At 47.5% G+C, this 24,670-nt stretch carries 16 protein-coding genes and 6 tRNA genes; 7 read left to right on the top strand and 15 right to left on the bottom strand.

The features are described 5' to 3' along the window. The first annotated feature begins 63 nt into the window (after positions 1-63). Complete coding sequence (locus JYB87_RS08305) at positions 64-1,854, top strand: autotransporter assembly complex protein TamA (RefSeq protein WP_228729974.1); 1,791 nt, start codon at positions 64-66, stop codon at positions 1,852-1,854. Continuing rightward, complete coding sequence (gene tamB / locus JYB87_RS08300) at positions 1,851-5,732, top strand: autotransporter assembly complex protein TamB (protein ID WP_207356375.1); 3,882 nt, start codon at positions 1,851-1,853, stop codon at positions 5,730-5,732. Before JYB87_RS08305 ends, tamB begins: the two co-directional genes overlap by 4 nt. A 105-nt stretch (positions 5,733-5,837) precedes the next feature. Here tamB and rplY read toward each other — a convergent pair whose 3' ends face one another. The 9 genes from rplY to JYB87_RS08255 all read right to left on the bottom strand — a co-directional run bounded on the left by rplY (position 5,838) and on the right by JYB87_RS08255 (position 12,164). Continuing rightward, positions 5,838-6,125, bottom strand: coding sequence for a 50S ribosomal protein L25 (rplY, locus tag JYB87_RS08295; RefSeq protein WP_207356374.1), 288 nt, complete (start codon positions 6,123-6,125; stop codon positions 5,838-5,840). 116 nt (positions 6,126-6,241) lie between these two features. Next, positions 6,242-6,790, bottom strand: coding sequence for a DUF882 domain-containing protein (locus JYB87_RS08290; RefSeq protein ID WP_207356373.1), 549 nt, complete (start codon positions 6,788-6,790; stop codon positions 6,242-6,244). A gap of 128 nt (positions 6,791-6,918) precedes the next feature. After that, positions 6,919-8,256 (bottom strand): L,D-transpeptidase family protein, encoded by a 1,338-nt coding sequence (locus JYB87_RS08285; RefSeq protein WP_207356372.1) that lies wholly within the window; start codon positions 8,254-8,256, stop codon positions 6,919-6,921. A gap of 111 nt (positions 8,257-8,367) precedes the next feature. Continuing rightward, positions 8,368-8,441 (bottom strand) — tRNA-Cys (locus JYB87_RS08280). Positions 8,442-8,449: 8 nt separating this feature from the next. Further along, a tRNA-Gly gene (locus tag JYB87_RS08275) sits at positions 8,450-8,525 on the bottom strand. A 117-nt stretch (positions 8,526-8,642) separates the two neighbouring features. Continuing rightward, positions 8,643-9,191, bottom strand: a complete 549-nt coding sequence (gene pgsA, locus JYB87_RS08270; protein WP_207356371.1) for a CDP-diacylglycerol--glycerol-3-phosphate 3-phosphatidyltransferase — start codon at positions 9,189-9,191, stop codon at positions 8,643-8,645. Positions 9,192-9,234: 43 nt separating this feature from the next. Next, positions 9,235-11,067 (bottom strand): excinuclease ABC subunit UvrC, encoded by a 1,833-nt coding sequence (gene uvrC, locus JYB87_RS08265; protein WP_207356370.1) that lies wholly within the window; start codon positions 11,065-11,067, stop codon positions 9,235-9,237. 91 nt (positions 11,068-11,158) lie between these two features. Then, on the bottom strand, positions 11,159-11,803 hold the full coding sequence (gene uvrY, locus JYB87_RS08260) for a UvrY/SirA/GacA family response regulator transcription factor (RefSeq protein WP_207356369.1): 645 nt from the start codon (positions 11,801-11,803) through the stop codon (positions 11,159-11,161). 271 nt (positions 11,804-12,074) lie between these two features. Further along, a tRNA-Ser gene (locus tag JYB87_RS08255) sits at positions 12,075-12,164 on the bottom strand. A 203-nt stretch (positions 12,165-12,367) separates the two neighbouring features. Here JYB87_RS08255 and JYB87_RS08250 point away from each other — a divergent pair. Continuing rightward, positions 12,368-13,951, top strand: a complete 1,584-nt coding sequence (locus JYB87_RS08250; RefSeq protein ID WP_207356368.1) for a Lon-insertion domain-containing protein — start codon at positions 12,368-12,370, stop codon at positions 13,949-13,951. An 83-nt stretch (positions 13,952-14,034) separates the two neighbouring features. Further along, complete coding sequence (gene fabA / locus JYB87_RS08245; protein ID WP_207356367.1) at positions 14,035-14,550, top strand: bifunctional 3-hydroxydecanoyl-ACP dehydratase/trans-2-decenoyl-ACP isomerase; 516 nt, start codon at positions 14,035-14,037, stop codon at positions 14,548-14,550. A 127-nt stretch (positions 14,551-14,677) separates the two neighbouring features. Here fabA and rmf read toward each other — a convergent pair whose 3' ends face one another. The 4 genes from rmf to rlmKL all read right to left on the bottom strand — a co-directional run bounded on the left by rmf (position 14,678) and on the right by rlmKL (position 21,206). Then, the gene (rmf, locus tag JYB87_RS08240) at positions 14,678-14,854 is read right to left on the bottom strand and encodes a ribosome modulation factor (RefSeq protein ID WP_207356366.1); all 177 of its coding nucleotides are present in this window, start codon (positions 14,852-14,854) and stop codon (positions 14,678-14,680) included. 376 nt (positions 14,855-15,230) lie between these two features. After that, on the bottom strand, positions 15,231-17,084 hold the full coding sequence (locus JYB87_RS08235; RefSeq protein WP_207356365.1) for a DUF3466 family protein: 1,854 nt from the start codon (positions 17,082-17,084) through the stop codon (positions 15,231-15,233). Between the two features lie 28 nt (positions 17,085-17,112). Then, positions 17,113-19,029 carry an ABC transporter ATP-binding protein gene (locus tag JYB87_RS08230; protein WP_207356364.1) on the bottom strand — a complete coding sequence of 639 codons (1,917 nt, stop codon included), beginning with the start codon at positions 19,027-19,029 and terminating at the stop codon, positions 17,113-17,115. Positions 19,030-19,073: 44 nt separating this feature from the next. Continuing rightward, on the bottom strand, positions 19,074-21,206 hold the full coding sequence (gene rlmKL / locus JYB87_RS08225; protein ID WP_207356363.1) for a bifunctional 23S rRNA (guanine(2069)-N(7))-methyltransferase RlmK/23S rRNA (guanine(2445)-N(2))-methyltransferase RlmL: 2,133 nt from the start codon (positions 21,204-21,206) through the stop codon (positions 19,074-19,076). A gap of 223 nt (positions 21,207-21,429) precedes the next feature. Here rlmKL and JYB87_RS08220 point away from each other — a divergent pair. The 3 genes from JYB87_RS08220 (at position 21,430) to JYB87_RS08210 (ending at position 21,711) form a co-directional block, all read left to right on the top strand. After that, positions 21,430-21,506 (top strand) — tRNA-Met (locus JYB87_RS08220). 23 nt (positions 21,507-21,529) lie between these two features. After that, positions 21,530-21,606, top strand: a tRNA-Met gene (locus tag JYB87_RS08215). A gap of 28 nt (positions 21,607-21,634) precedes the next feature. Then, a tRNA-Met gene (locus JYB87_RS08210) sits at positions 21,635-21,711 on the top strand. 262 nt (positions 21,712-21,973) lie between these two features. Here JYB87_RS08210 and ihfA read toward each other — a convergent pair. Next, complete coding sequence (gene ihfA, locus JYB87_RS08205; RefSeq protein ID WP_207356362.1) at positions 21,974-22,270, bottom strand: integration host factor subunit alpha; 297 nt, start codon at positions 22,268-22,270, stop codon at positions 21,974-21,976. Positions 22,271-22,273: 3 nt separating this feature from the next. After that, complete coding sequence (gene pheT, locus JYB87_RS08200; protein WP_207356361.1) at positions 22,274-24,661, bottom strand: phenylalanine--tRNA ligase subunit beta; 2,388 nt, start codon at positions 24,659-24,661, stop codon at positions 22,274-22,276. Between the last annotated feature and the right edge of the window lie 9 nt (positions 24,662-24,670).

The following is a 24,670-nucleotide window of genomic DNA, read 5'->3' as shown; positions in this document are numbered from 1 at the left end:
TTACATTTGTCTGCTAAATATCTCCTAACCGCGCTTTCCGTTTTCAGTCTTTGCTATTTAAGTTTGTTTTCTGCCTCAGCCGTTGCTGAGGACAAACTATTAAAAGTCAAAATTACCGGTGTTGACGGCGCGCTAAAACGTAATATCCAAGCTTACTTAGGTGAAGACCCTGTCACCGAAGCGCAACGTGATGCTTATCTGTTTAATGTCAGTGACAGTGTCAATCAAGCGCTCGAATCGCTTGGCTATTATCATGGCAAGCTGAATCAAACACTGACGCGCGATGCCAAAGAACCTTGGCAACTAAGCCTTGAAGTGACGGCGGGTGAAGTGACCAAACTACAGTGGGTCAACGTCCGCATTGAAGGGGAAATGCTGCACGATCCCATCTTTGAACGTTGGCTCAATTCCGTGGCGCTAAAGCCGGGTGATAATCTTAACCATGGCGACTATGAACAGATGAAATCGCAGTTGTCTGCCATTGCATTTGCCCGAGGCTATTTTGATGGTCACTATCAGCGCGCCGAAATCCGCATCAATCGCGACCTCAATACTGCGCAAATTAACTTAGTGTTTGATTCTGGTGAACGTTATCGGTTTGGAGATATCTCGTTTACAGGCTCAACCCTCGAACCTGAGTTATTGGACAAATTAATCCCGTTTCGTCCCCATGCTAAATACAATACTCGCCGCATTGCTGCACTTAATCAGCAACTGCTCGATACTGGCTATTTCGCCTCCATTAAGGTTCTGCCGCAACTGGATAAATTGGCAGATGGCAAAGTGCCCGTAAAAGCGGAATTAACTCCAAAGCCCGCCCATTCATTTCAAGTGGGCTTAGGGGCTGATATTGGTAATGGTAGTCAAAATGAACTGGAGCCGCGGGTCACCTTAGTGTGGAAAACACCGCAAGTAAACCGTTACGGCCATAGTCAAGAAACAAGTTTAGAGTGGTCGCCAGATCGCCCCAAGGCGCTGTTTACTTACACGATTCCGTTATCTCACCCGTTAAACGATCAACTGCAATTTAAGGCGGGTTTATTGTGGGACAGCTACGGGGTAAGCCAAACGTTCGATCCAGAATCGGGCGAATATCGTAACTCCGGGCAACTCGAATCCCGGAAGAAAATCATTGGTGTTGCCCGCAATAAACGGATCAGTGGCTGGCTGTTTTCCTACTACCTTAATGGCCTACAAGAGCGTTATAACCAATCAGAGATCGCCTATGATCCGATGTTTGTGATGCTCGGCAGCAGTATCAGTAAAACGGTTCGCAGTGATAACTCGCTCGATCCTAAATCCGGCTATCGCCAACTCTATAGTGTGGAATACACCGACCCGCTGCTGGGGTCTGACACGCGGCTCACGCGCATTAAAGCACAACTAAAGTGGATTGATACCTTCTTTGAAAAACACCGCCTTGTGTCACGCTTAGATTTAGGGGTGAACCTGACCGGAAGTGGTGAACTCGCGGAAATCCCCCCTTCACTACGCTATTTCGCGGGTGGTGATCAGAGTATTCGTGGTTTCAGTTACCAAGAACTCGGTCCTTATATTGAATACACCAATAGCGACGGCGAACAAGTCCGCCAAGTAGTCGGTGGGCGTTACTTAGCGGTGGGCAGTATCGAATACCAATATTATGTGACACCCACCTGGCGTGTTGCGGCGTTTGTTGATGGTGGTAACGCCTTTGATGCAGGGCAACTTGATCCCGTGGTATCTGTCGGTGGCGGCGTCCATTGGATTTCACCGCTAGGCCCAATTAAGTTGGATATTGGCTTTGGCGTACGCGATCCACAAGTGGACTACAGTACTTGGCGGATTCACTTAACTATGGGGACTGAACTATGACAGAGCAGTCCTCTCCCACCAATGAGCCGCAATGTGCTGAGGTGAACGCGAGTCAAGGTAGTCGCTGGCTAACTTGGGTGAAACATAGCATTCGCAGTCTGATTTACCTGCCGTTGCTGCTGTTGGTCATTGTGGCATTGTTGGTCGCGACGCCCTTTGGTAGCCATCTAACGGTATTCCTAGCCGATAAATTCGTGCCCGGCTTAGCGGTGCAATACCGTCACGGCGCGTTAAATAGTGATTTAAGCCTTGAACAAGTGCATTGGCAAAACGACACCGTCGTTGTGAACGTGTCACAGCTGCAACTGAGTTGGCGGCCTTGGTGTTTAATCAAAGGCGAAATCTGTGTTGATGGTCTTGGCGCCGATGGAATCCTGGTTGCTGTGGTTACAACTGCCACGAAAGACGAAACCGCTGTAGCAGATGAGAATGACGTCCCCAGCACATCAACGGAAAATCCAACCTATGCTGAGTTCACGCTACCGCTCTCGATAAAACTTGGCAGTGCTCAGCTAAATGCGATTGATGTGAGCGTCAATCAGATGCGTTATCAGGCCGCTGCTATCAATCTCAGTGCCCAATGGAACAAACAAGGCCTAACGGTGCAACGGCTGGTGGGCAATAATTTGCTGCTGGCCCCCAATAGCGCCGATGAACCCAATACAACCGCCAACAACAGTTGGCCGCTGGCCGAGTTGCCTCGCGTAGTCTTGCCGTTTCCTATTGACGTAAAGATGGCGCGTTTAGAACAAACGACGCTGGATTTAAGCGGCCATCAAGAAACGTTTCCGCTACTGGTGCTGCTCGGTTCTGTTGCTAAAAGTCATGTCGATTTAGCACAATTCACCGTGCTAAATCAGCTCGGCGCGGCATCAATTAAAGGTCAAGCAGATTTGCTTGAGGATTATCCGCTTGAGCTGCAAGCGCAACTGGCCTTGCAACAATTGCCCGGTATTGACGATAAGCTCGCGCAAGACGTTCAACTTAAGCTCAGTGGCGACTTTCGTGATTTAGCGATCACGGCCAATTTCTATGGCCAGCAACAAGCTGCGATTAAAGGAAGTATCGAGTTAACCAATCCGCAATTGCCCTACCATATCGCGTTAAGAGAGGGGCAACTGCAGTGGCCGTTTGAACAGCCGCAATATCACGCGCAATCGCTAACGCTTGAAAGTCAAGGTAACCTAACCCAACAGCAAGTCAGCCTAAATGGTCAGGTGCTTACGCCATTTTTGAGCGCCTCACAACTTGATGGCCAATTCAGCCATCGTGGTGAACAGCTGGATTTAGAAAACTTCGCACTGCACACATCAGCGGGTAGCATCACCCTCAATGGCCTATTGAATTACGCCAAAGGTCTGCGTTGGCAACTGCAAGCACAAACTGACGCGATCGATTTGGGCGCAATACGGCTGGCGATGCAGCCAAGTGCCGATGTTAACGTCAGCAACACTGCTAAGAATCGAACTGAATTTCGCCTTCCTGATAGCAAGATTAGTGGGCCAATACACACCAGTGGCGAATATCGCGATGGCCATTGGCAAGTGCGGATTGATGATGTCTCACTTAACGGGATTGCCGATCAACTGCCCTTTGCGCTTGCCGGCGATCTCAGTGTTGATGACAGCCAGAAATTGCATTCTACTGGGCTGACACTGACAGCGCTCAACAGTCGCGCTTTTATCAAAGGCAACGCAGGCGACGAGTGGGATCTGCAAGGCGAACTTAAGATACCTGACGTGGCTCAATGGCTGCCTAACGGCTACGGCAATGTCAGCGCTACTGTGTCGGTATCAGGTGCAGCTAACAACCCGCAGCTCGATCTTGCTGGGCAAATGGATACCCTCGGCTGGAACAGCTACAAAATAGAGTCACTACAGCTAAATGGGCATTACCGACCGCTGCAGCAACATCAATTTCAGTTACAAATTAATAGCGGAGATATCAGTGCTCAGCGTCAATTACTGGGTAGAATTAATGCCTCGTTCGACGGTGACATTACCGCACAAGCCTTTGAATTTAAATTGGATGGTGAAAACAGCCTGTTCCTAAAAGGTGACAATCAGTATCAGCAACAGCAGCAGCGGCTGCTATTAAATCTAACTGAGCTCAATGTTGATGGCGTCGCAGGCGTTTGGTCATTAACTACCCCGTTAAAAGCGGATTGGCAACAAAAAACTGGAGCAGGCTCGATTAGCCCGTTCTGTTTCACGTCCACAGACAATCAAATCTGCCTGCGCAATTCGGTTGAACTTGCGAATCCGCAATTGAATATCGATTACCAAGGTAAGCCAAGCACTGCTTTGGCGAAATTCCTGCCTGAAGGGATTGATTGGCAAGGCAGCGCCGAGATGGCGGCGCAAATAAACCTACCACCGAAGGCAAAACCTACTGCGAATGTGGCGATTACCTTGCATGAAGGCAGCGTTACATTTACTCCACAAACAAAAAATAGTGAAACGGTTGAATATCATGCTGGGCAGATCCTCGCCGTGCTTAATCAAGATCTGCTGACCACCAACATCGCCTTGGATGCCGGAGATTTGCTCAAAATTGACGCCGCTGTAAATGTCAGTACCGCACCCGAACATCAACTCACGGGTTCAGTCAATTTGCAGCGCTTAAATCTCAAGTTTTTTGAGCAGATCATTCCACAATTTCAAACCTTGGAAGGCTTACTTAGCTCCAACATCGAACTGAGTGGCACACTGTCGGATCCATTAGCACATGGCCAAGCACGCCTTGCTGATGGGGCATTGGTGTTGAGCAATAACCCAACCAAAATTGATGAGCTCGCCTTATCGGCCGACTTTAACGGTCAACAACTGTTACTTAACGGTAACTGGCGTATGGGTAAAGGTAGCGCAACGGTCAGCGGTGATATTCGTTGGCCACAGGGCAAGACTATGGGGGATATCAAGGTACGCGGCAGTAAGCTCACCGTTATCCAACCACCGTTAGCCATTGTGGATGTTTCCCCCGATTTGAATATCAGCCTCGGTGATACCATTCACATTAGCGGCAACGTCAATATTCCCAGTGGCAACATTACCATTACTCAGCTACCTTCAGGCGGAGTAAGCCTGTCTAAAGATGTGGTATTTGACGATACCCAAGCCATCCAAGTGGCACAGCAAGCTACAACGCCAGTTACCGCTGATATCGGGGTAAATCTTGGAGACAAGCTGAAGATCGACGGCTATGGCCTCAAAGCCATGTTAGATGGCACGGTTAACCTACAGCAACATGCCAATAAGCCAGCACAGATTTATGGCAATATCACCCTAAAAGACGGTACTTATAAATTCATGAGTCAAACGCTCACAATTTCGCGGGGCGAATTGCAATTTATCGGTCCACCGCAAGTACCAACACTCAATATCGAAGCAATCCGTGAAATCAAAGATCAAAATATGGTGGCAGGCGTTCGCATTACCGGCAGCGCGCTAAAACCTGAGGTCACGCTGTTCTCAAACCCCGCACGCGAGCAGGCCGAAATTCTCTCTTACATATTGCAAGGTAAAGCCTACGACAGTACCGCTGATAACAGCAGTATGATGATTGGTGCGGCGATTTCACTCGGTAGCCAGTTTAGTGGCGGCGAGTCCACGATGGGCAACATTACCAACAGTGCTGCTGGATTGGTCGAGATGTTTGGGTTTAACAACGTTCAGCTCGATACAGACAACGAAGGCAAGCTCGCCATCAGTGGCTATATCGGTAAAGATTTGATGCTGAAATATGGTGTGGGCGTGTTTACACCGGGTTATGAAGTCACCGTGCGCTATTATCTGTTGTCGCAGTTGTACTTAGAGTCAGTATCAAGCACATTAGGCCAATCACTGGATATCTATTACACCTTTGATATCGACAACTAGCACTGAGGCGTATATGACTTGCGTCGGCCTGCACGCGACTTGAACCTCCGCTACAGACGTAAAAAAAGCGCCCTGAGGCGCTTTTTCATTTTAAACACTTATTAATTAAGCGTATACAAAGTCAACGTGCTCAATGATTGGCTTGAATACGTGGCGTTGCATAGCTTGCGCACGTACAGGCACTTCTTTACCGTCCACAACGATAGTCAGAACGCTAGTGTAGAAATCATCGTTAGTTTGAACGTTGATGATATCTTTGTGATCGAACACGATTGATACAGGCTCTTTACCAGTACCATAGATAACGCCTGGAACTTTACCCTCACGACGCAGGCGGCGGCTCGAACCTTTCCCGATCTCAGTGCGGATAGCGGCAGGAATTGTATAAGACATAATAATACTCTCAAATAAGTAAATAGGGGTTGTCGTTTTCGACCAACAACAACCAGTGCAAAATGCGCGCGAATACTAACACAGACAGGACAGAGCAACAACCTAAAACTGACTGACTACCAACGACGTACTGGGCCGCAATCGACGTGCACAAACCCAGACTTGGGATAGTAACCAACCCCACCTAACTTCAATTCCAACGCTGCCTTGCGAACATCTTTCAGTGCAATTCCGGGAATACACAGGTCGACCGCCATCCCCTTCATATGAAAACTTTTCTTCGCGACGCCATTACTGCTAGCCGCCAAAAGTGCATTGGATTTCGGTGACCGATAGCCAGAGATGATATGCACTTCGTCAGATGTGCCCAGCTTTTGCTGTAACTGATAAATAATATCGAATACTCGCTTATCCATCGGCGCGGCGATATTTTGTCGATGATCGCGCATCACACTGTTAAACGAGTCTAAGGTTTCCCCTAAATAGACGCCCTTCTCCCAATAAACGCCCTGCTCATGTTCCCCTGTATGAATATTATAAAAGCTCAGCGAACGACTTCCTTGGGTTGAGCGACTTGCAAAAGCTTCAGCAGGTACTAACGACATAAATGCCGCACCACCTAAGCCTTTGAGCAATTGACGACGAGTTGGACAAGACAAAGACACTACTAAACGACCTCTACAACAGATAGCAACCGTTCAGAAAGTAACCATCATTGTCGACAAGGTCAAGCAAGAATATTTAAAAATGGTCATTAGCCACCAAAATTATGCCAACGACCTAAAACCAGATGTTATGGGGATGTGACAGGGCTAATGGAATGGGCTGATAATTTTTGGTAAATATCTGGACGAAACTGCGCAATGCCTTGATTATCAACCCATGCAGGCCAATAAACTATAAACACTGGCAGTCGATGTTGTAATTTAAACCATTTTGTCTCTGTATAATTATTCTGCATCTGTTGCCATAAAGGACGATCTACCATTAAATGCTCTGCAAGCCATTGTGCCAGCGCTTCAGCCTTCTCAACACGAACGCAACCTGACGACAAGGCGCGTTGTTCGCGCGCAAATAATGGTTTTTCTGGCGTATCATGCAAGTAAACATCGTAACTGTTCGAAAAATGAAACTTATAGCGGCCTAACGAGTTATCTGGGCCCGGCTTTTGTACCAAGCGGTACGGAAAACGACCACCGGCCTGAGCCATTTGATTCACTTCAGCAGAATCAATTTTTTGCCCTTGATAGTTATATACATCAAAGGCTTGATTGGTGAGATATTGATCGTCAGCTCGGATCTTACCGAGCAATTTTCGACGCACTATGCTGCGCGGTACATTCCAATGAGGATTGAGCACTACACTGGAAATCTCACTGGTAAGCATCGGTGTTTGTCGATAAGGTAAGCCCACCACCACTTTTGAGCGCAATACCGTTTGCTCGCCATCTACCAAGGTCAACTCAAATGCCGGTACGTTCACCAACACAAACTGGTGCGGTTGCTGCGCGGTAAACAGTGTGCGCTGCACATAGGCTTGTGCCAACAAGGTGGCACGTTGGCGCGGAGTAAGATTCAAGAAATGTAGCGTTTGGGGCCCAATAACCCCATCTACTTTTAGACCATGACGCCGTTGAAATGCCTGCACTGCCTCGGCAAGTTCAGCGGTGTAGCTATCGCCGTTATTTAGTTCTTGGCTGAGATCGCCCAGTAACCGTAAACGCTCAGTAATCAAGTGAACTGTGCTATGACTATCGCCTGGGCGAAGCCAACCGCCAGGTTGAATTTGAGGCCATGCGGCATGATGTTCGAGAGCAAGTAAGCGTGAAACATGGGCGTTAAATTGGGCGAGTTGCGGCTCACCAGTAGCAAACTCAACCGCTGAATTTAACCCCTGCTGCTGCCAAAACGCAGCTAAAGCCTGCTGAGCTTGTGCAACAGCCTGCTCAGAATCGGTACTGGAGGCCAATGGCGCCATATAGCGGGCTAGATTTTGATATTCCGGCAGTAATGAAATCATGCGTAATTGACTTAGCATGACGTCACGGTTGGCCAGTGGCGCACTATATCCAATCGCTGCCAGCAGCGCATAACAGCCCAACAGCAACACGGTGAAAGATTGAATCCGCACAGAGCTAACTTCCCTATTCCTTTTAGGAATCCAATGCAGTAACTATCGACGGATAACCTGATTATAGAACAGAGAGATAATGGCGGTAGAAACTAGAGGGAAATTAAAAAATGGAGGCGCGACCCGGAGTCGAACCGAGATCGACGGATTTGCAATCCGCAGCATAGCCATTCTGCCATCGCGCCTAATAATTTGGAGCGACATATCGGGTTCGAACCGATGACCTATACCTTGGCAAGGTATCGCTCTACCAACTGAGCTAATGTCGCATCAAAAAGAAGGAAGGAACCGTAGTTCACGCGGCGCATTTTACGGGTTTCCACTATCCTGTCAATTCAACAAAGCAGGATAAGTGACTGTTCGCACACTAAATGATCTATTGCTGTTTAACCTGCAATCAAATCCTGCCAAGCCGCTTTTATGTAACTGATCATTGACCAGAAAGTGAGCCATGCCGCGACATAAAGCAGCGCATAAGATAAATTGATCATCCAAGTATCGACTTGCCACAGCAAACCAATAATGGCCAACATTTGTGCCGCGGTTTTGTATTTACCAATCCAACTTACCGCCACAATGCCGCGTTTACCGATTTCTGCCATCCACTCACGTAGCGCGGAAATGACAATTTCACGGCCGACCATAAACAAAGCCGGCAGCGTTAACCAAGGGCTATCGTATTGCTCCACCAACAGCACTAATGCCGTAGTGACCATCAACTTATCTGCTACAGGGTCTAGAAACGCACCGAACCGGGTTGATTGGCCTAACTTGCGCGCCATATAGCCATCAAGTGCATCGGTAATTGCTGCCAGCCAAAACACAAACGCCGAAGCAAAATACGCCCAAGGGTAAGGCAAGTAGAAAACTACAATAAAGATCGGTAACAGAAATAGCCTAAACCAGGTTAAGGCCATAGGAAGATTAAACGGCATGATAGAACCAACTGATTATTCGCGGATTAATCTTGCCTTAAATTTAATGGGCTCGCAATGCGTCATGAATGGTTTGTGCCATTTCCGCGCTAATTCCCGGCACTTTGGCTAATTCATTCACACTGGCGTTTTTCACTTCCTGTAATCCACCTAAAAATTGCAGTAACGCTTTACGCCGTTTAGGCCCGACGCCGGGAATAGATTCCAACGACGAGGTATTGCGAGTCTTTTGCCGACGATTACGGTGTCCAGTAATCGCAAAGCGGTGAGATTCATCGCGTATATGCTGAATTAAATGCAACGCAGGTGAATCGTCTGGTAGCGAAAAACTTTGCTCACTATCGCCAAAGATGAGCGTTTCCAACCCAGGCTTGCGGCTTTCGCCTTTAGCCACACCGACTAACATAGGCACTTTGTCGATGCCGACGAACTTACAGTCGACGACCGCTTGTGCCATGCGTAATTGACCCAATCCACCATCAATAAACACGATATCGGGGATCTTGCCGCTACTGGTCACTTTATCAAAACGCCGCTCTAATGCTTGCTTCATTGCCGCATAATCATCACCGGGCGTAATACCGCTGATGTTATAGCGACGATATTCAGACTTCTGTGGCCCATCACGATTGAACACCACGCATGAAGCAACCGTGCTCTCGCCCATGGTGTGGCTGATGTCAAAGCATTCCATCCGCGCAATGGTCGCGTTAAATTCAAGTGCTTCTTCAAGCAACAAAAATCGTGCTTCGACGGTATTTTTATGATTGAGCTTAGTGAGTACCGCATTGGTTGCGTTGGTTTTTGCCAACTTCAGATAGCCCGCGCGATCACCACGCACGTTAGTGCGAATAGACACTTTTTTACCGGTGGCATCCAGCAATAACGCCGTTAACTCATCTAAATCGTCATATTCATCACTCAGTAAAATCTCTTTCGGCACGCTGCCATGCACTTCACTATTGAGATAAAACTGCAACATAAACGACCGCAGTACTTCTGCTAATTCAGTTGCATCAGGTACTTGCGGATAGTAACTGCGACTGCCGATGATTTTACCTTCACGAATAAACAACAGATGAAAGCATGCAATACCTGACGCGTAATGCACGCCAATCACATCCATCTCGCCATGTGCCGAACTGACTTGCTGCTGCTCAGCAACCCGCCGCAATGCCATGATCTGATCGCGATATTGTGCCGCTTGCTCAAACTGTAAGCCGTGTGAGGCTTTTTCCATCTGTTCAACCAAACTGGCAATCACTTGCTGATCTTTACCGCGTAAAAACAGCTCTGCGAGTCGTACCTGCTGTTGATAATCTTCATCGGAAATTTTACCCACACAAGGCGCACTGCAGCGTTGCAGTTGATACTGCAAGCAGGGCCGTGAGCGAGCCTTGTAGTAGAGGTCTTCACATTGGCGAATAGGAAACAGCTTCTGCATCAGATGCAAACTTTCCCGCACCGCGCCACCGTTAGGGTAAGGACCAAAGTAATGCCCTTTCTCGCGTTTAGGGCCGCGATGATAGGCCAAGCGTGGGTGCCGATGCTGGCTCAGTAAAATGTACGGATACGACTTATCATCACGCAGCAGCACGTTATATTTCGGCATATAACGCTTGATATAGTCGTTTTCCAATATCAAGGCTTCAGTTTCACTGTGAGTCACAGTGACATCGATATTGGCAATATGAGACACCAATGCCTGAGTTTTCACATTGGGGAGATTGGCGCGAAAATACGAAGATAATCGTTTTTTGAGGTCTTTGGCTTTACCAACGTAAATCACATTGGCATCGGCATCATACATGCGATAAACGCCAGGCGCCGACGTCACATTACGTAAAAATTGTTTGGCATTAAACCCAGAGGACATAACGACTCTCTAGTAACTGAATAGTGGTATCGCGGTAACTCGCTGGAGATAAAACACCTGTCGCAGCAATCACAACAGGCATCAACACAAACTAAAAATGCCCGGTATCGAGTAATTTGTAACGGATGGCTAAACGGGTAAGTTCTACATCACCGCTGATCCCCAGCTTAGCAAACAAGCGATAACGGTAACTGTTGACCGTTTTTGGACTTAGGCTTAACTGCTCCGAAATCTCATTCACCTTTTGACCATTGGTGATCATCATCGAAATCTGCAATTCTCGCTCAGATAAGCTCTTAAACGGATTTTCATCATTATGGTTAAATGAGCTTAGCGCCATCGCGTGGGCAATTTCGGGGGCTAAATAGCGCTGCCCAGAAGCCACTTGACGAATGGCATGAATCATCTCGGGCGGCTTGGCACTTTTGGTTAAAAAGCCAGAGGCTCCCGCCTGCATCACTTTTGTCGGCAGTGGATCTTCAGTGTGTATGGTCAGCACAATAATTTTGGCATGAGGCTGATAACGCAAAATTTTACGGGTTGCTTCTAAGCCACCAATGCCCGGCATATTCATGTCCATCAGAATGACATCCGCTTCACTCTGGCGGCTCCACTGCACGGCGGTTTCACCGTCGCCCGCTTCACCAACGACTTTTATGCCTTTTTCGTCTTCGAGGATCCTTCGAATACCGGTTCTGACCAACTCATGATCATCGACCAAATATACAGAAATCAACTTCAACCCACCTTGATCGCTTTGGGCAAGAAGCCTACTTCTCACCGTTATTAGAAAGGTAATTTATCTGAAATTGCCCGATTATAAAAGCGTATTATCCGGAAAACACCGTTATAGATAATGCCTTATAGACAAAAGGATAGCTTAGACTTAGTGAGCAAATTTGCCCAATAATTTGACGACTCAGCCTAAAAACTGCGTCCGCCAATTTTTTTAGAACCACCAAAAGAAAAACCCGCTACTTATTACTAAGTAGCGGGTTCTCAAAATATGGCGGAGGAGCAGGGATTTGAACCCTGGGTGGGGATAAGCCCACGCCGGTTTTCAAGACCGGTGCATTAAACCACTCTGCCACCCCTCCGAACGGCGCAAATACTATAAGCAGACTGTCAGCTTGTAAACCATTATTTTCAAAATTACGTTCTACCGCTCAAAAGCTGCGCAATTCGGCAACTTAATCTGCCAAACTGATTAATTTTTCAAAGAAAAGCCAGCGTAATAATTACTAAGCCTTACGCCTGAATGTGATAAAATTGCCTTACTAAGTTCATAGTTAATACAAGCATGAAGCCAAATCCAATCGCTATTACACAACTCGCTCCACAATTTGCCGCGGTACCGCTTGCCACGACTGCCAACCCCGAGCAACAGCTGCTCGGGCAGGACCGCCTCAAAGCCGCATTTTGTACCTTTCTCCGTCTTTCTCAGCAAGGCCTTTACATTGCCGATTTTGATGGCATTTATCGCCCGGGGCTGATGGCAGCACTAGCGCACATTGCCAGCTCAGAATTTGAATATCTGTTTGGCCGTCTGACGCGCGCTCAGCTCTTTGGTAGTGCAGACAACGCTGGTGATTTGGCGCAACACAAACTGTTGTTTATCGATGCTGAGGCCATTCTACACAAACCGCGCTTATGGGAGATGTTGCTGGAAGCAATGCAACGGCAAGGCTATAACTGTGGTAAGCAATGGCAATCAGTTAATGCGCGAATCGTGTTGATTGGCCATGCGGGCTACTATAGCGAACTACTGCAACTGGACCGCGCCTTCCAAAACGTATTTTCAATGTTTGGCGATGTAGCGGACGAACTCGATAGCAACAGCATTCAATTAACTGACTACAGTGCTTGGCTACAGCAGTTAGCTCAAGTCGCAGGATGCACACTCGCAGCGAGTGCTATCGCTCCCCTTCTTAATCACGCTTGCCTGTTGACGGAGCACCAACAAAGGCTGAGTTTAGCGTCTCAGCATTTCATCCAATTGTTTTACGAAGCGCACGCGATTGCAGCTGACAGCGAGATTACCGATAGCCATATTCTGCAGGCAAAACAGCAGCGCCAATTTCGCCACAACGCTCAAGAACAACTGTCGGCACAAAATGTTGATGATGCTTTTATTCATCTGCCCACTGATGGCGAGAGGGTTGGCCAAATCTGTGGCTTAACCGTGATTGATTCGGGTGATTATGTCTATGGCGAACCAGCACGTATTACGGCATCTGTTCACTATGGGGATGGTGAGGTTGCCGATATCGAGCGGAAGTCTGAGCTCGGCGGTAATATTCATGCGAAAGGCATGATGATTCTTTCTTCCTGCCTGTATCAAATATTTGGCCGAGACGCGCCTCTACATCTCAGCGCCAATATCGTGTTTGAACAGTCGTATCAAGAAATCGATGGAGACAGCGCCTCGCTGGCCGAATATTGCTGTTTGATATCCGCCATCAGTGAACAACCTATTTATCAGGGTATTGCGGTGACGGGCGCACTCGACCAATTTGGTAATGTCCAAGCAATTGGTGGCGTTAACGAAAAAATTGAAGGCTTCTACAATCTTTGCGAACGCCGCGGACTGACGGGAACGCAAGGCGTTATCATCCCCCGCTCCAACGTGCAGCAGCTCAATTTACCCAACCGCATCATTGAGGCCGTAAAAGCAGGTAAGTTTCATCTTTATGAAATATCACACGTGGATGATGCCATCGAGTTACTCATGAACAAAGCAACCGGCAAACCGGATGAAGATGACAACTTTCCAGAAGACAGCCTATATGGATTGGTACAACGTCGCTTAGATCGACTTGCTGGCAATGGGGACGACGAAGATTATTCACTGTTCAGTCGTATCCTGAGCAAGTTCAAGTTTTAAGGGCATTTATAAGCTGATCGGACTTGTTTGGCGTACACCTGTTCGCTAATCTTGGCACAATTTCATAATGTGTGGTTATAAAAATGACAAAAGCTAACAGTTTCAGCAAACAAGAACTGATTGCCTGCGGACACGGTGAAGTGTTCGGTAAAAATGCACCAAGACTGCCAATCGATAATATGCTCATGGTTGACCGCGTCGTTGAAATCAACGAAACCGGTGGTGCTTATGGTAAAGGTGAATTAATTGCGGAACTGGATATCAATCCAGAACTCTGGTTCTTCGGTTGTCACTTCGTGGATGACCCAGTGATGCCAGGCTGCCTTGGTCTCGATGCAATGTGGCAATTAGTCGGCTTCTTCCTTGCTTGGCAAGGTGCAGAAGGTAAAGGTCGTGCATTAGGTGTTGGCGAAGTGAAATTCACCGGCCAAGTATTGCCAACCGCCAAGAAAGTGACCTATCGCTTAAACATCAAACGCACTATCAATCGTAAGCTGATCATGGGTATTGCTGACGCAACGGTTGAAGTGGATGGAAGAGAAATCTACGCCGCGACCGATCTGAAAGTTGGCGTATTTAGCGATACTTCAACCTTCTAATTTTCGCGCGACTATACGTCGAAACGTCGAAACGTCGAAACGTCGAAACGTCGAAACGTCGAAACGTCGATTGTTGATGTAAAAATGCCCTCTTTATGAGGGCAACTTTGTTATATGTTGAACAAGATTATTTGTTAAACAAGCCATTGAGACGCCCGTCAACCCCTTCCCGCCAACCGCCGAGCCATTGCGACCGTGAGTCTAGGCCAGAATACGGGCAATTTTCTTTTGATCGTCCACCTACACCAGCTTGGAATCCCTTGGAGAAAGCGCGATCCATCCGATCTCTTTTTTGTCTCTTCATGCAAGTTTCCTCTGTTTCAATGTGACAACGATGTTTAGCTGTTAATGCGCCACAGAAATTGTGAGTGTACGTGCGTTAGCGATAGTATCTATCAAGCCGCTTAGCTGATTGCCAATACGTCAACACAGCAATCAGTAACCGTTGTGGTTTATCGTCCTAGCACGCGTTAATCAATACTCAACTAATCAGCTCGAGCCTAAACAATGTCTGTTATGGCCAGCAAAGAAGCTAAACCTCGCTTACAGAATTAGAACGTTTCTGGTCGAGAATCAACATTAAATTTGCACAAAAAACACTCAAAGCAGATAACTACCTGAGACTCGGACAAAAAAAAATCGGCATATTTTGCCGATTTTTTAGTGTTGCGGTTATTCGCTTAAGATTTGCGACGACGTAGCCAAACCAACGGCAACATCAACAGCCAGGCTCCGAAAGCTGCACCACTACGCTCATAGTTACCCTGAGCTGCAGTCCCTTCTTGGTCAGTGTTTTCTTCAATGTCACATGCGCTACCACTGTTGGTTGGTTTCAACACCACCATCCGCGGTACATAGCCCGTCACAGGCGCGCCGCTGCCATCAAGTTGGAAGACTGGGTTACCGTCTTCATCCAAGACCAAAGCACCAAGCGAATCCGTTTCATACACTGGACGTCTAACAAAAGCCGTCGCCACAATCGTGCCATCTTCGGTAATTTTATTGGCTTCTACCACACGTACGTCAGCATCATAGGTCAAATTTGCCCCAGTACTGTCGTTTACGGTAAACACATGTTTTGCCCAACTACCATCGCTTGCTTGCTCATAACCTTTTGACTGACAAGTTAGCAGATCGTTGATATCGCTGAACTCTTGCGTATTCACGTTGTACAAGAAACCATCACGAGGACCGGCAAAATCCTGTTCGTGAGTTGTTTCGATTGAACCCACCACTTGGCCTTGGTTGTTGATATCTTTCGGATAGCTAGTCAACTCAGAGGTGTAGCTATACAAATCATTAGGCACAACTGGCAGCGTATCTGGCGAATTGATGTCGTATACGAAGAATTTTTCGCGACTGTAACCGTTGATATAGGAAACGAAACTCCCAACAACAATGCCTGCGTCATTCACGTCAACCGCTTTTGAACTGCGCACATCATCATTATCAATGACCGGAATCCAATGATATTGATAGTTACCTTCTGCGTCTTTTTGCCAATAAGCTGCATCATAGTAAAGGTCGTCTGTATTGCCATTGCGGTAAACATGAGAGCGACCTGCAACCACACCATTTTCGTTAATCCCTAAACCTTGGGCCTGGAAAATTCGGGTTGAGGTACCAGGTTCTAAACCAAGTGGCAATTCTGTTGCGCTAATTGCGCCATTTGCATAATCCCACACGAAAGCACGCGTTTGGTAAGCAATGTACTGAATACCTGAGGTATTCGGAAATTGATAGCGCTGAATACAGACATCAATCGGCTCATCATTTGCGTTGCTGATACAGTTATCTACACGCGTCTCACTAGCATCGCTTAACGCCACACTAGCATAACCCGCAATCTGGTTACTGTTGTTAATTTTTGCGGCAACAGACCAACCGCCCAAATTAACTGCAACACCATCTGCATCGGTATAAGTAGTAAACGCCGGCGTCATGGCTAATTCACTTGCATTGGCACCATCTTTCACAAACCCACGCATTTCGTATTCACGGAAATGCCAGTTTTCAATGCCAGTTGAACTGCCCGTATAAGCGGTAGTTTGCTCTGGTGCTGTCATCGCCCCCACACGAATGCCGGCATCATTGATGTCGTAAAAATAACTATCAACTGAATTATCTGTAGTGGTTGGATCTGTGGTGCCATTGACGGATTCAAAAATCGGTAACCAAGGGGTTGTGGCATCATTTTCCAAAGCATGAAAAGTGAAGTTGTTACCGACAATACCACTGGTAACCGTGTGCACAATGGTGCGGTCTGGCTCTACACCGTTGTTATTGTCGATATAGTCGTTTTGCGTTTCGATATCTGCGTTGGTCAAATCAGAACGGCCTTTCGCGATCCCAACCGCAACACCGTTGGCGTTGATGCTTTGGCCATATCCGTTTTGAGATCCTGTTAGGGTGCCGTTAATGTCAGCATCTTCAATATTGACGATCTCATAAACAGAAGCGGCATGTGCTGGCGCGATCTGCAATACTCCGACCACGCTCAATGCAACCAACGACAGTGCACTATTCAACTTCATTCAATTGTTTCCCATTGTTATTACTGAGTTATTTCATTGACTCAAGTTCTTCCCAACGCTCAAAGCACGCTTCAAGCTGCTGTTCCTTATCTGCCAAATGCTGCAGTTTCTCTGCCACGCGCTGCTGGTCGCCACTGTAAAAATCGGGCGCATTCATCTCTTGTTGCAACGCTTCAATTTCGGCTTCGAGTTGCTCCATCTGCTCAGGCAACGCTTCTAATTCTCGCTGTAATTTATACGACAGCTTCTTCGGTTTAGTTGCGGCTTCTACCGGCTTGCTCACCGAAGTTTTCTTTTCGACCTGATTTGTCTCAACAGGTTCCACAGGATCACGATAGAATCTTGCGCCTTGGTCGACGGCGTCTTGATAGCCACCGACAAACTCGCTCCACCGACCATTGCCAGCAAACCACCAAGAACTGGTCACCGTATTATCGATAAAGGCACGGTCGTGACTGACGAGGATCAAGGTTCCTTGAAAATCGGAGAGCAGAGACTCTAACAACTCCAAGGTTTCAATATCAAGATCGTTAGTCGGTTCGTCGAGAATAATTAAGTTTGCTGGGCGTAAAAGTAGACGCGCAAGCAACAGGCGGTTTTTCTCGCCACCGCTAAGCGCTTTCACCGGTGTGCGCGCACGCGCAGGCGAAAACAGAAAATCTTGCAGATAGCTTAGTATGTGGCGGTCTTTACCGTTAATCGTGACGGTGCTTTTACCCTCGCCCACGTTTTCTTCAACAGTTTTTTCAAGATCTAGCGCTTCGCGATACTGGTCGAAATAGGCGATTTCCAGCTTAGTACCAGTGCGCACTGAGCCCGATTGTGCTTCAAGTTGGCCAATCAACAACTTAATTAAGGTTGATTTACCACAGCCATTTGGGCCAATCAGCGCAATGCGGTCACCGCGCATCACATTGACGCTAAAATCTTTCACCAGATTCATTTCGGGCAAGTTGTAGTTGAGCTCTTTAACTTCGAACACCAACTTACCACTGCGTTCAGCATCTGAGACAGACATCTGCGCTTTGCCTTGACGGTCAATACGGTCACGACGTTCCATGCGTAATGATTTCAACGCGCGAACACGGCCTTCGTTACGGGTACGACGTGCCTTGATGCCTTGACGAATCCACGCTTCTTCTTCAGCCAAGCGTTTATCAAACTGCGCGTTTTGTTCTTCTTCGACCCGCAACCATTCCTGCTTACCGTCAAGGTACTTTTGATAGTCGCCTGGCCAAGAGGTTGCGATACCACGATCTAAATCGACGATTCGGGTCGCCACTCGTTGGATAAAGCCACGGTCGTGACTGATAAACGCAATCGCACCTTTGAAGTTACTGAGAAACTGCTCAAGCCATTCAATGGTGTCGATATCTAAGTGGTTGGTCGGTTCATCAAGCAGCAGTAAATCAGGCTCGCTGACTAAGGCTCTTGCCAATGCCACTTTGCGCTGCCAGCCACCAGAGAGTTCACTCAATTTAGTTTCTGGATCAAGCCCCAAAAGCTTACAGTTTTGTTGAATGCGGGTGTCAAACTGCCAGCCATTGAGCACGTCAATACGCTCTTGCAGTTTGGCCATTTGCGCCAACGTCTGTTGCTGTTCAGCATCGCTAACCGTCATCAGTGCTGCCGACAGCTGATGATACTGCTCCAACAAATCACCGACTTCAGCAAGCCCTGCCGAAATATACGCGTAGACAGTGCCACTCTCGGCTTTAGGCGGATCTTGCTGCAAACGGCTGACTTTCACATCGCTGGCGATGTTAAATTCACCGTCGTCGAGCAAGACTTCACCCGCGAGAATTTTCAATAAACTGGATTTACCGGCGCCATTACGCCCCACAATACACACCCGTTCACCGGCTTCAATAGTGAAATCGGCATGGCTAAGTAACGGAATATATCCGTATGCCAACGAGCCATTGTTGATACGAACCAAACTCACACTATCTTCCTTTTGTTGCTCTCGACACTCGGCTACGCGCTGACTTATTTATTGTTCGATGACAATAACCAAGTGTTATGAATATGAGGGTTACGCTTAAAATCGAGCGGCAACATGCGATCATCGAGATTTTGAATCGACAATCCTGCGGCAGTCAACGCCTGCTCATCAATTTTAAATTTACGCTTGTTGTTGGAAAACACGATTTCGCCACCGGGATTGAGTAAGCCAGCAAGCGCTGTCAGCATTGCCCCATGGTCACGTTGCACATCAAAGGAATCTTCCATGCGTTTAGAGTTACTGAATGTCGGCGGATCGATAAAAATCAGGTCGAATCGCAAGCTGCAGTCCTGAATCCACTGCAAACAATCGCCCTGTTCAAAATGGTATTGTCTGCCCATCAATCCATTCAGCATAAAGTTATCTTTTGCCCAGTTCAGATAGGTGTTGGACATATCAACCGTGGTGACTGACTTAGCCCCGCCAAGTGCAGCATGAACTGACGCCGTGCCGGTATAGGCAAACAGGTTTAATACGTCGCGATCTTTGGATTTTTCACCGACAAATTTGCGGATTAAACGGTGATCAAGAAATAACCCTGTATCCAAATAATCACTCAAATTGAGCTTAAACTTGGCACCATATTCGACAGTGGTCAGCTCTAACTTCTCACTATCTAACTTTTGATACTGGTTGCGGCCTTTCTGCTTTTCACGCGTTTTAAGAATAATCCGCTCCGGATCAACGCCAGTCGCACTCGGCAGAGACAGCAACACATCGCTCAGTCGACGACGCGTAACCTGTTCAGGGATGGTTGCGGGCGCGGCATACTCTTGAATAACAAGAAAATCCAAATAGCGATCAATTGCGACATTATATTCTGGAATATCAGCATCATAGAGACGATAGCTATCAATACCCTCTTTTGCAGCCCATTTTTCTAACTGCTTAAGATTCTTTTTAATACGGTTAACAAAGGATGCGGCAAACTCGCTGAGCTCTTGCCCTTCGGTCAATGCGTCTTGCTGACGACGGGTACTTTTAGCATGCAAGGTGTAGAGATTAAAAGCACACTCTAATGGACCATTGAACATCTTCAATTGACGATCAGCTTTCAACTTGAGTGCCGATAACAATTCAATCTCGCTGCACAACAAAGCCACGCGCCAGCCACCAAACTGTTGCTTGAGCAGTTCGCCCCATTGGAAATATAGCTGCAACAACGTAGACACATTGCCCAAACGCTCACCGTATGGCGGGTTGGAAATCAGCAAACCAGACTCAGCAGGTACGGCGGCTGAAAGCACGTTAGCAGCATTGAATTGAATAAGATGATCAACACCTGCGTTAGCGGCATTACGTTTTGCCAATGCCACCATGCGCGAATCAATATCGCTACCGAAGAACTTTACTTGACAGTGTTTTTTGCCAACAAAGGCACGCGCTTTCGCGTCGTTTAACAGTTCAGTCCAGCTCGCTTGATCATGGCGGCGCCATTGTTCGAAACCATAACGTGGACGCAGCAAACCCGGCGCAACATCACAAGCCATCAAGGCTGCTTCAATCAAAATCGTGCCACTACCGCAGAATGGATCAAATACCGTACTGGTTTTATCCCACTGTGCTCTCACCAGCATATTTGCGGCGAGGTTTTCCTTTAATGGCGCTTCACCTGTGCCATGACGATAGCCACGTTGATGTAACGGCGCGCCTGACAGGTTTAATGAAATGGTCAATTGACCATGACGATAGTGAGCATCAATACGGATGTCAGCATTGGTACGTTCCACGTTAGGACGATTAAGCCCAGCATTGCGGAAACGATCCACCACAGCATCTTTTATCTTAAGTGCACCGAATTGGGTGTTATTGATAAAACCGCCCATGCCATGAAAGTCAATGCTGAAGGTCGCGCGGTTATCAAATTCTGCTGGCCAGTCAATTGCGTAGGCCGCGTTATAAAGTTGGTCAGCGTTATCACACGCACCTTGGTATAACACCACGGTAATACGACTCGCTAAACGGCTCCACAACAGCACGCGGTATAAGGTTTCCTGCGACGCATTAAAAAATACGCCGGCGACACTCTCTTTTACATCAACCGCACCTAACTCAGTCAACTCAGTGGCGAGTGTATATTCAAAGCCTTTGGGTGCAGCAGCAAAACAATTCAACATCAAACAGTTCATCACAAGTGGTAATAGCCACGCATTATAACCTGCCTACAGCATAAAAAGGTAACTACTTGCGGGTTTTACTTAGCAGTATCGCGCTGCGATGAGGGCGTTCAGTTAACTCATGAGTAACATTTGCAGTGAAATTGAGCAGTTAAACACTCTTTTAAGAATTTAGGTTGAATTCGCAAAAGGGTATCGCTATAGTGCGCACCACTTAGACGGACGCGGGATGGAGCAGCATGGTAGCTCGTCGGGCTCATAACCCGAAGGTCGTTGGTTCAAATCCAGCTCCCGCAACCAATAAGTCTTAAGTAAAACGCAGTCGCGGGATGGAGCAGCATGGTAGCTCGTCGGGCTCATAACCCGAAGGTCGTTGGTTCAAATCCAGCTCCCGCAACCAGTTTTCTTAGGAAGTCTAAATTCGCAGTCGCGGGATGGAGCAGCATGGTAGCTCGTCGGGCTCATAACCCGAAGGTCGTTGGTTCAAATCCAGCTCCCGCAACCAATGCGAAATATTAATACCGGCCATAAGCCGGTTTTTTTATGCCTGAAATTCGTCAACTTCCCTTTCTGTTAACGCTATCTGCCGCCTTCGCTATCCGTTTACTCCGCCAGCAATCCCAAAGTGTTAATTGACTCCACCATATTTTGCGTTGTATACGCGCAGCAATCTATCAATAACTTAGCTTATGGCCATGCAGAAAAAAGAAAACCACTGCCAGTAACCTAGCAGTGGCTTTCATGTAAACCTAACGTCTTGTAGAACCTTATTCTTTCGAGTTTGCAGCTTCTACACGGCTTTTAAGTTTTTGACCGGGACGGAACGTAACTACGCGACGAGCGGAGATTGGGATATCTTCACCAGTCTTTGGATTACGTCCTGGACGCTGGTTTTTATCACGCAGGTCGAAATTACCGAAGCCGGAAAGCTTAACTTGTTCACCGTTCTCAAGCGCTAAGCGGACTTCTTCGAAAAATGCTTCAACAATCTCTTTGGCAACACGCTTATTTATGCCAAGTGTTTCAAAAAGATGCTCTGCCATTTCGGCCTTGGTAAGTGCCATACTTTAATCCCTCAACGATGCGTTGAACTCGGTCTTGAGTGCCGAAACCACTGTTTCTACGGTGGCAGCAATCTCTTTTTCCTCAAGCGTACGAGCGTTATCTTGTAACGTGAGCGCGATGGCAAGGCTCTTTTTACCTTCCACGACGCCCTGCCCTCGGTATACGTCAAATAAGTTTAAGCCAACCAACTGATTTCCGCCAACTTTTTTTATCATTGACAGAATATCACCCGCTTGAACTGCTTCGTCTACTACGACTGCGATATCACGACGGTTTGCAGGGAAACGAGACACTGGTTTAGCCTCAGGCAAACTGGCGTGTAACAGCGCATCAAGCGACAGTTCAAACACGATAGTTTTACCATTTAGCCCAAACGGCTTTTCTAGTGCTGGATGCACTGCACCGATATAACCAATCACCTGATCATTTCTTGTGATTTCAGCACATTGCCCAGGATGAAGAGCCGAATGCGATGCTACTTTAAAACTAAATTCAGCATCGGAAAGTGTCAAGCCAATAATTGCTTCTAGATCACCTTTAAGGTCAAAAAAATCAACCGTTTTCGATTCAAGCGCCCAATGTTCATCACTTTGAGGCCCAGCAATCACTGCGGCTAACATCGGTTCTTGACGAACACCCATTGGCGCAGCACTGTCTGGGATAAAGCGTAAACCAGTTTCAAACAGGCGAACGCGGTTTTGCTGACGGGCTTGGTTGTAACCTACTGACGTTAATAAACCAGTGAACAGCGACAGACGCATTGCTGACATTTCGCTAGAAATTGGGTTTGGCAACACCATCGCAGCTTGCTCTGGATGCACCAAATTTTGCAATTTCGGGTCAACAAAACTGTAGGTCACCGCTTCTTGGAAACCACGCGCAACCAACAAACTACGCACTTTAGTCAGTTTGATATCGCTTTCGCGATGTTCAGACATACTCAATGAGGCGACTGGTGCTGTATTTGGAATGTTGTTATAGCCGTAAATACGCGCGATTTCTTCAATCAGGTCTTCTTCAATCGCCATATCGAAACGATAAGTGGCGGTAGTGACTTGCCAGCCAGCGTCAATCACAGTCACCGCAAAGCCTAGACGTTCAAGAATCTCGACCACATCGCTATCGGGCACATGATGACCGAGCAATTTGTCGAGTTTCACGCGACGCAGGGTAATCTCATTGGCCGTTGGCAGATATTCATCCGCTTTCACTTCAACCACTGGCCCTGCTTCACCGCCACAGATCTCCAACACTAACCGTGAGGCGCGATCCATCACCTTATGCTGTTGCTCTGGGTCAACACCACGTTCAAAACGGTGGCTTGAATCTGTATGCAGCCCTAATTTACGTGCTTTGCCCATAATCGCGAGTGGCGCGAAGAAAGCACATTCCAGCACGATATCTTTAGTTTCAGCGTTAACACCTGAGTGTTCACCACCAAAAATGCCAGCTAATGCCAGTGAACCTTTATCATCCGCAACGACCAGTGTATCTGCGGGTACAGTAACTTCGTTACCATCTAACAGGGTGAGCTTTTCTTCACCGTTACCCAAACGTACATGCAAGCTGCCACTCAGGTTGGCTTTATCAAATGCATGCATCGGTTGACCGAATTCGATCAGCACATAATTGGTGATATCAACCACAGGGTCGATAGAGCGAATGCCACTGCGACGTAACTTTTCCACCATCCAATCAGGCGTAGCTGCGCTCACATCAACGCTGTTGATCACGCGACTCAAATAACGAGGGCAACCTTGTGGCGCTTGCACATCAACCGCAAAGGTTTCTTGATGTGAAGGTGCAACAGCCTCCCAAGTTGGCGCTGTCACAGTCGCACGGTTCAGTACGCCGACTTCACGCGCCAGACCTACCATGCCCAAGCAATCTGCGCGGTTTGCGGTTAAATCGACATCGATTACGGCGTCGTTAAGTTGCAGGTATTCGCGAACATCGGTGCCCAGTGGCGCATCAAGTGGCAGCTCAATAATGCCGTCACTTTCGATATCAATGCCCAGTTCGCTATAAGAACACAACATGCCGTTTGAAGGCTGACCACGCAGTTTTGCCTTCTTGATTTTGAATTCACCAGGCAATACGGCACCGACAACGGCCACGCACACTTTCAGGCCCTGACGGCAGTTTGGCGCGCCACAGACGATATCGAGCAGTTCATCCCCACCGACGTTAACTTTGGTCACGCGCAGTTTATCGGCATCAGGATGCTGACCACATTCAACAACTTCACCGATAACCACACCGGTAAAATCTCCGGCTACGGCTTCAAAGCCATCAACTTCAAGACCGGCCATAGTGATTTGATGGGCCAATTCTTCGCGGCTAATCGCTGGGTTTACCCATTCACGAAGCCATGATTCACTGAATTTCATTGTAAGTTA

Origin of the sequence: Shewanella avicenniae, assembly GCF_017354945.1 — a bacterium.
Classification (GTDB): domain Bacteria; phylum Pseudomonadota; class Gammaproteobacteria; order Enterobacterales; family Shewanellaceae; genus Shewanella; species Shewanella avicenniae.
This window is presented reverse-complemented; position numbering and strand designations above follow the sequence as displayed.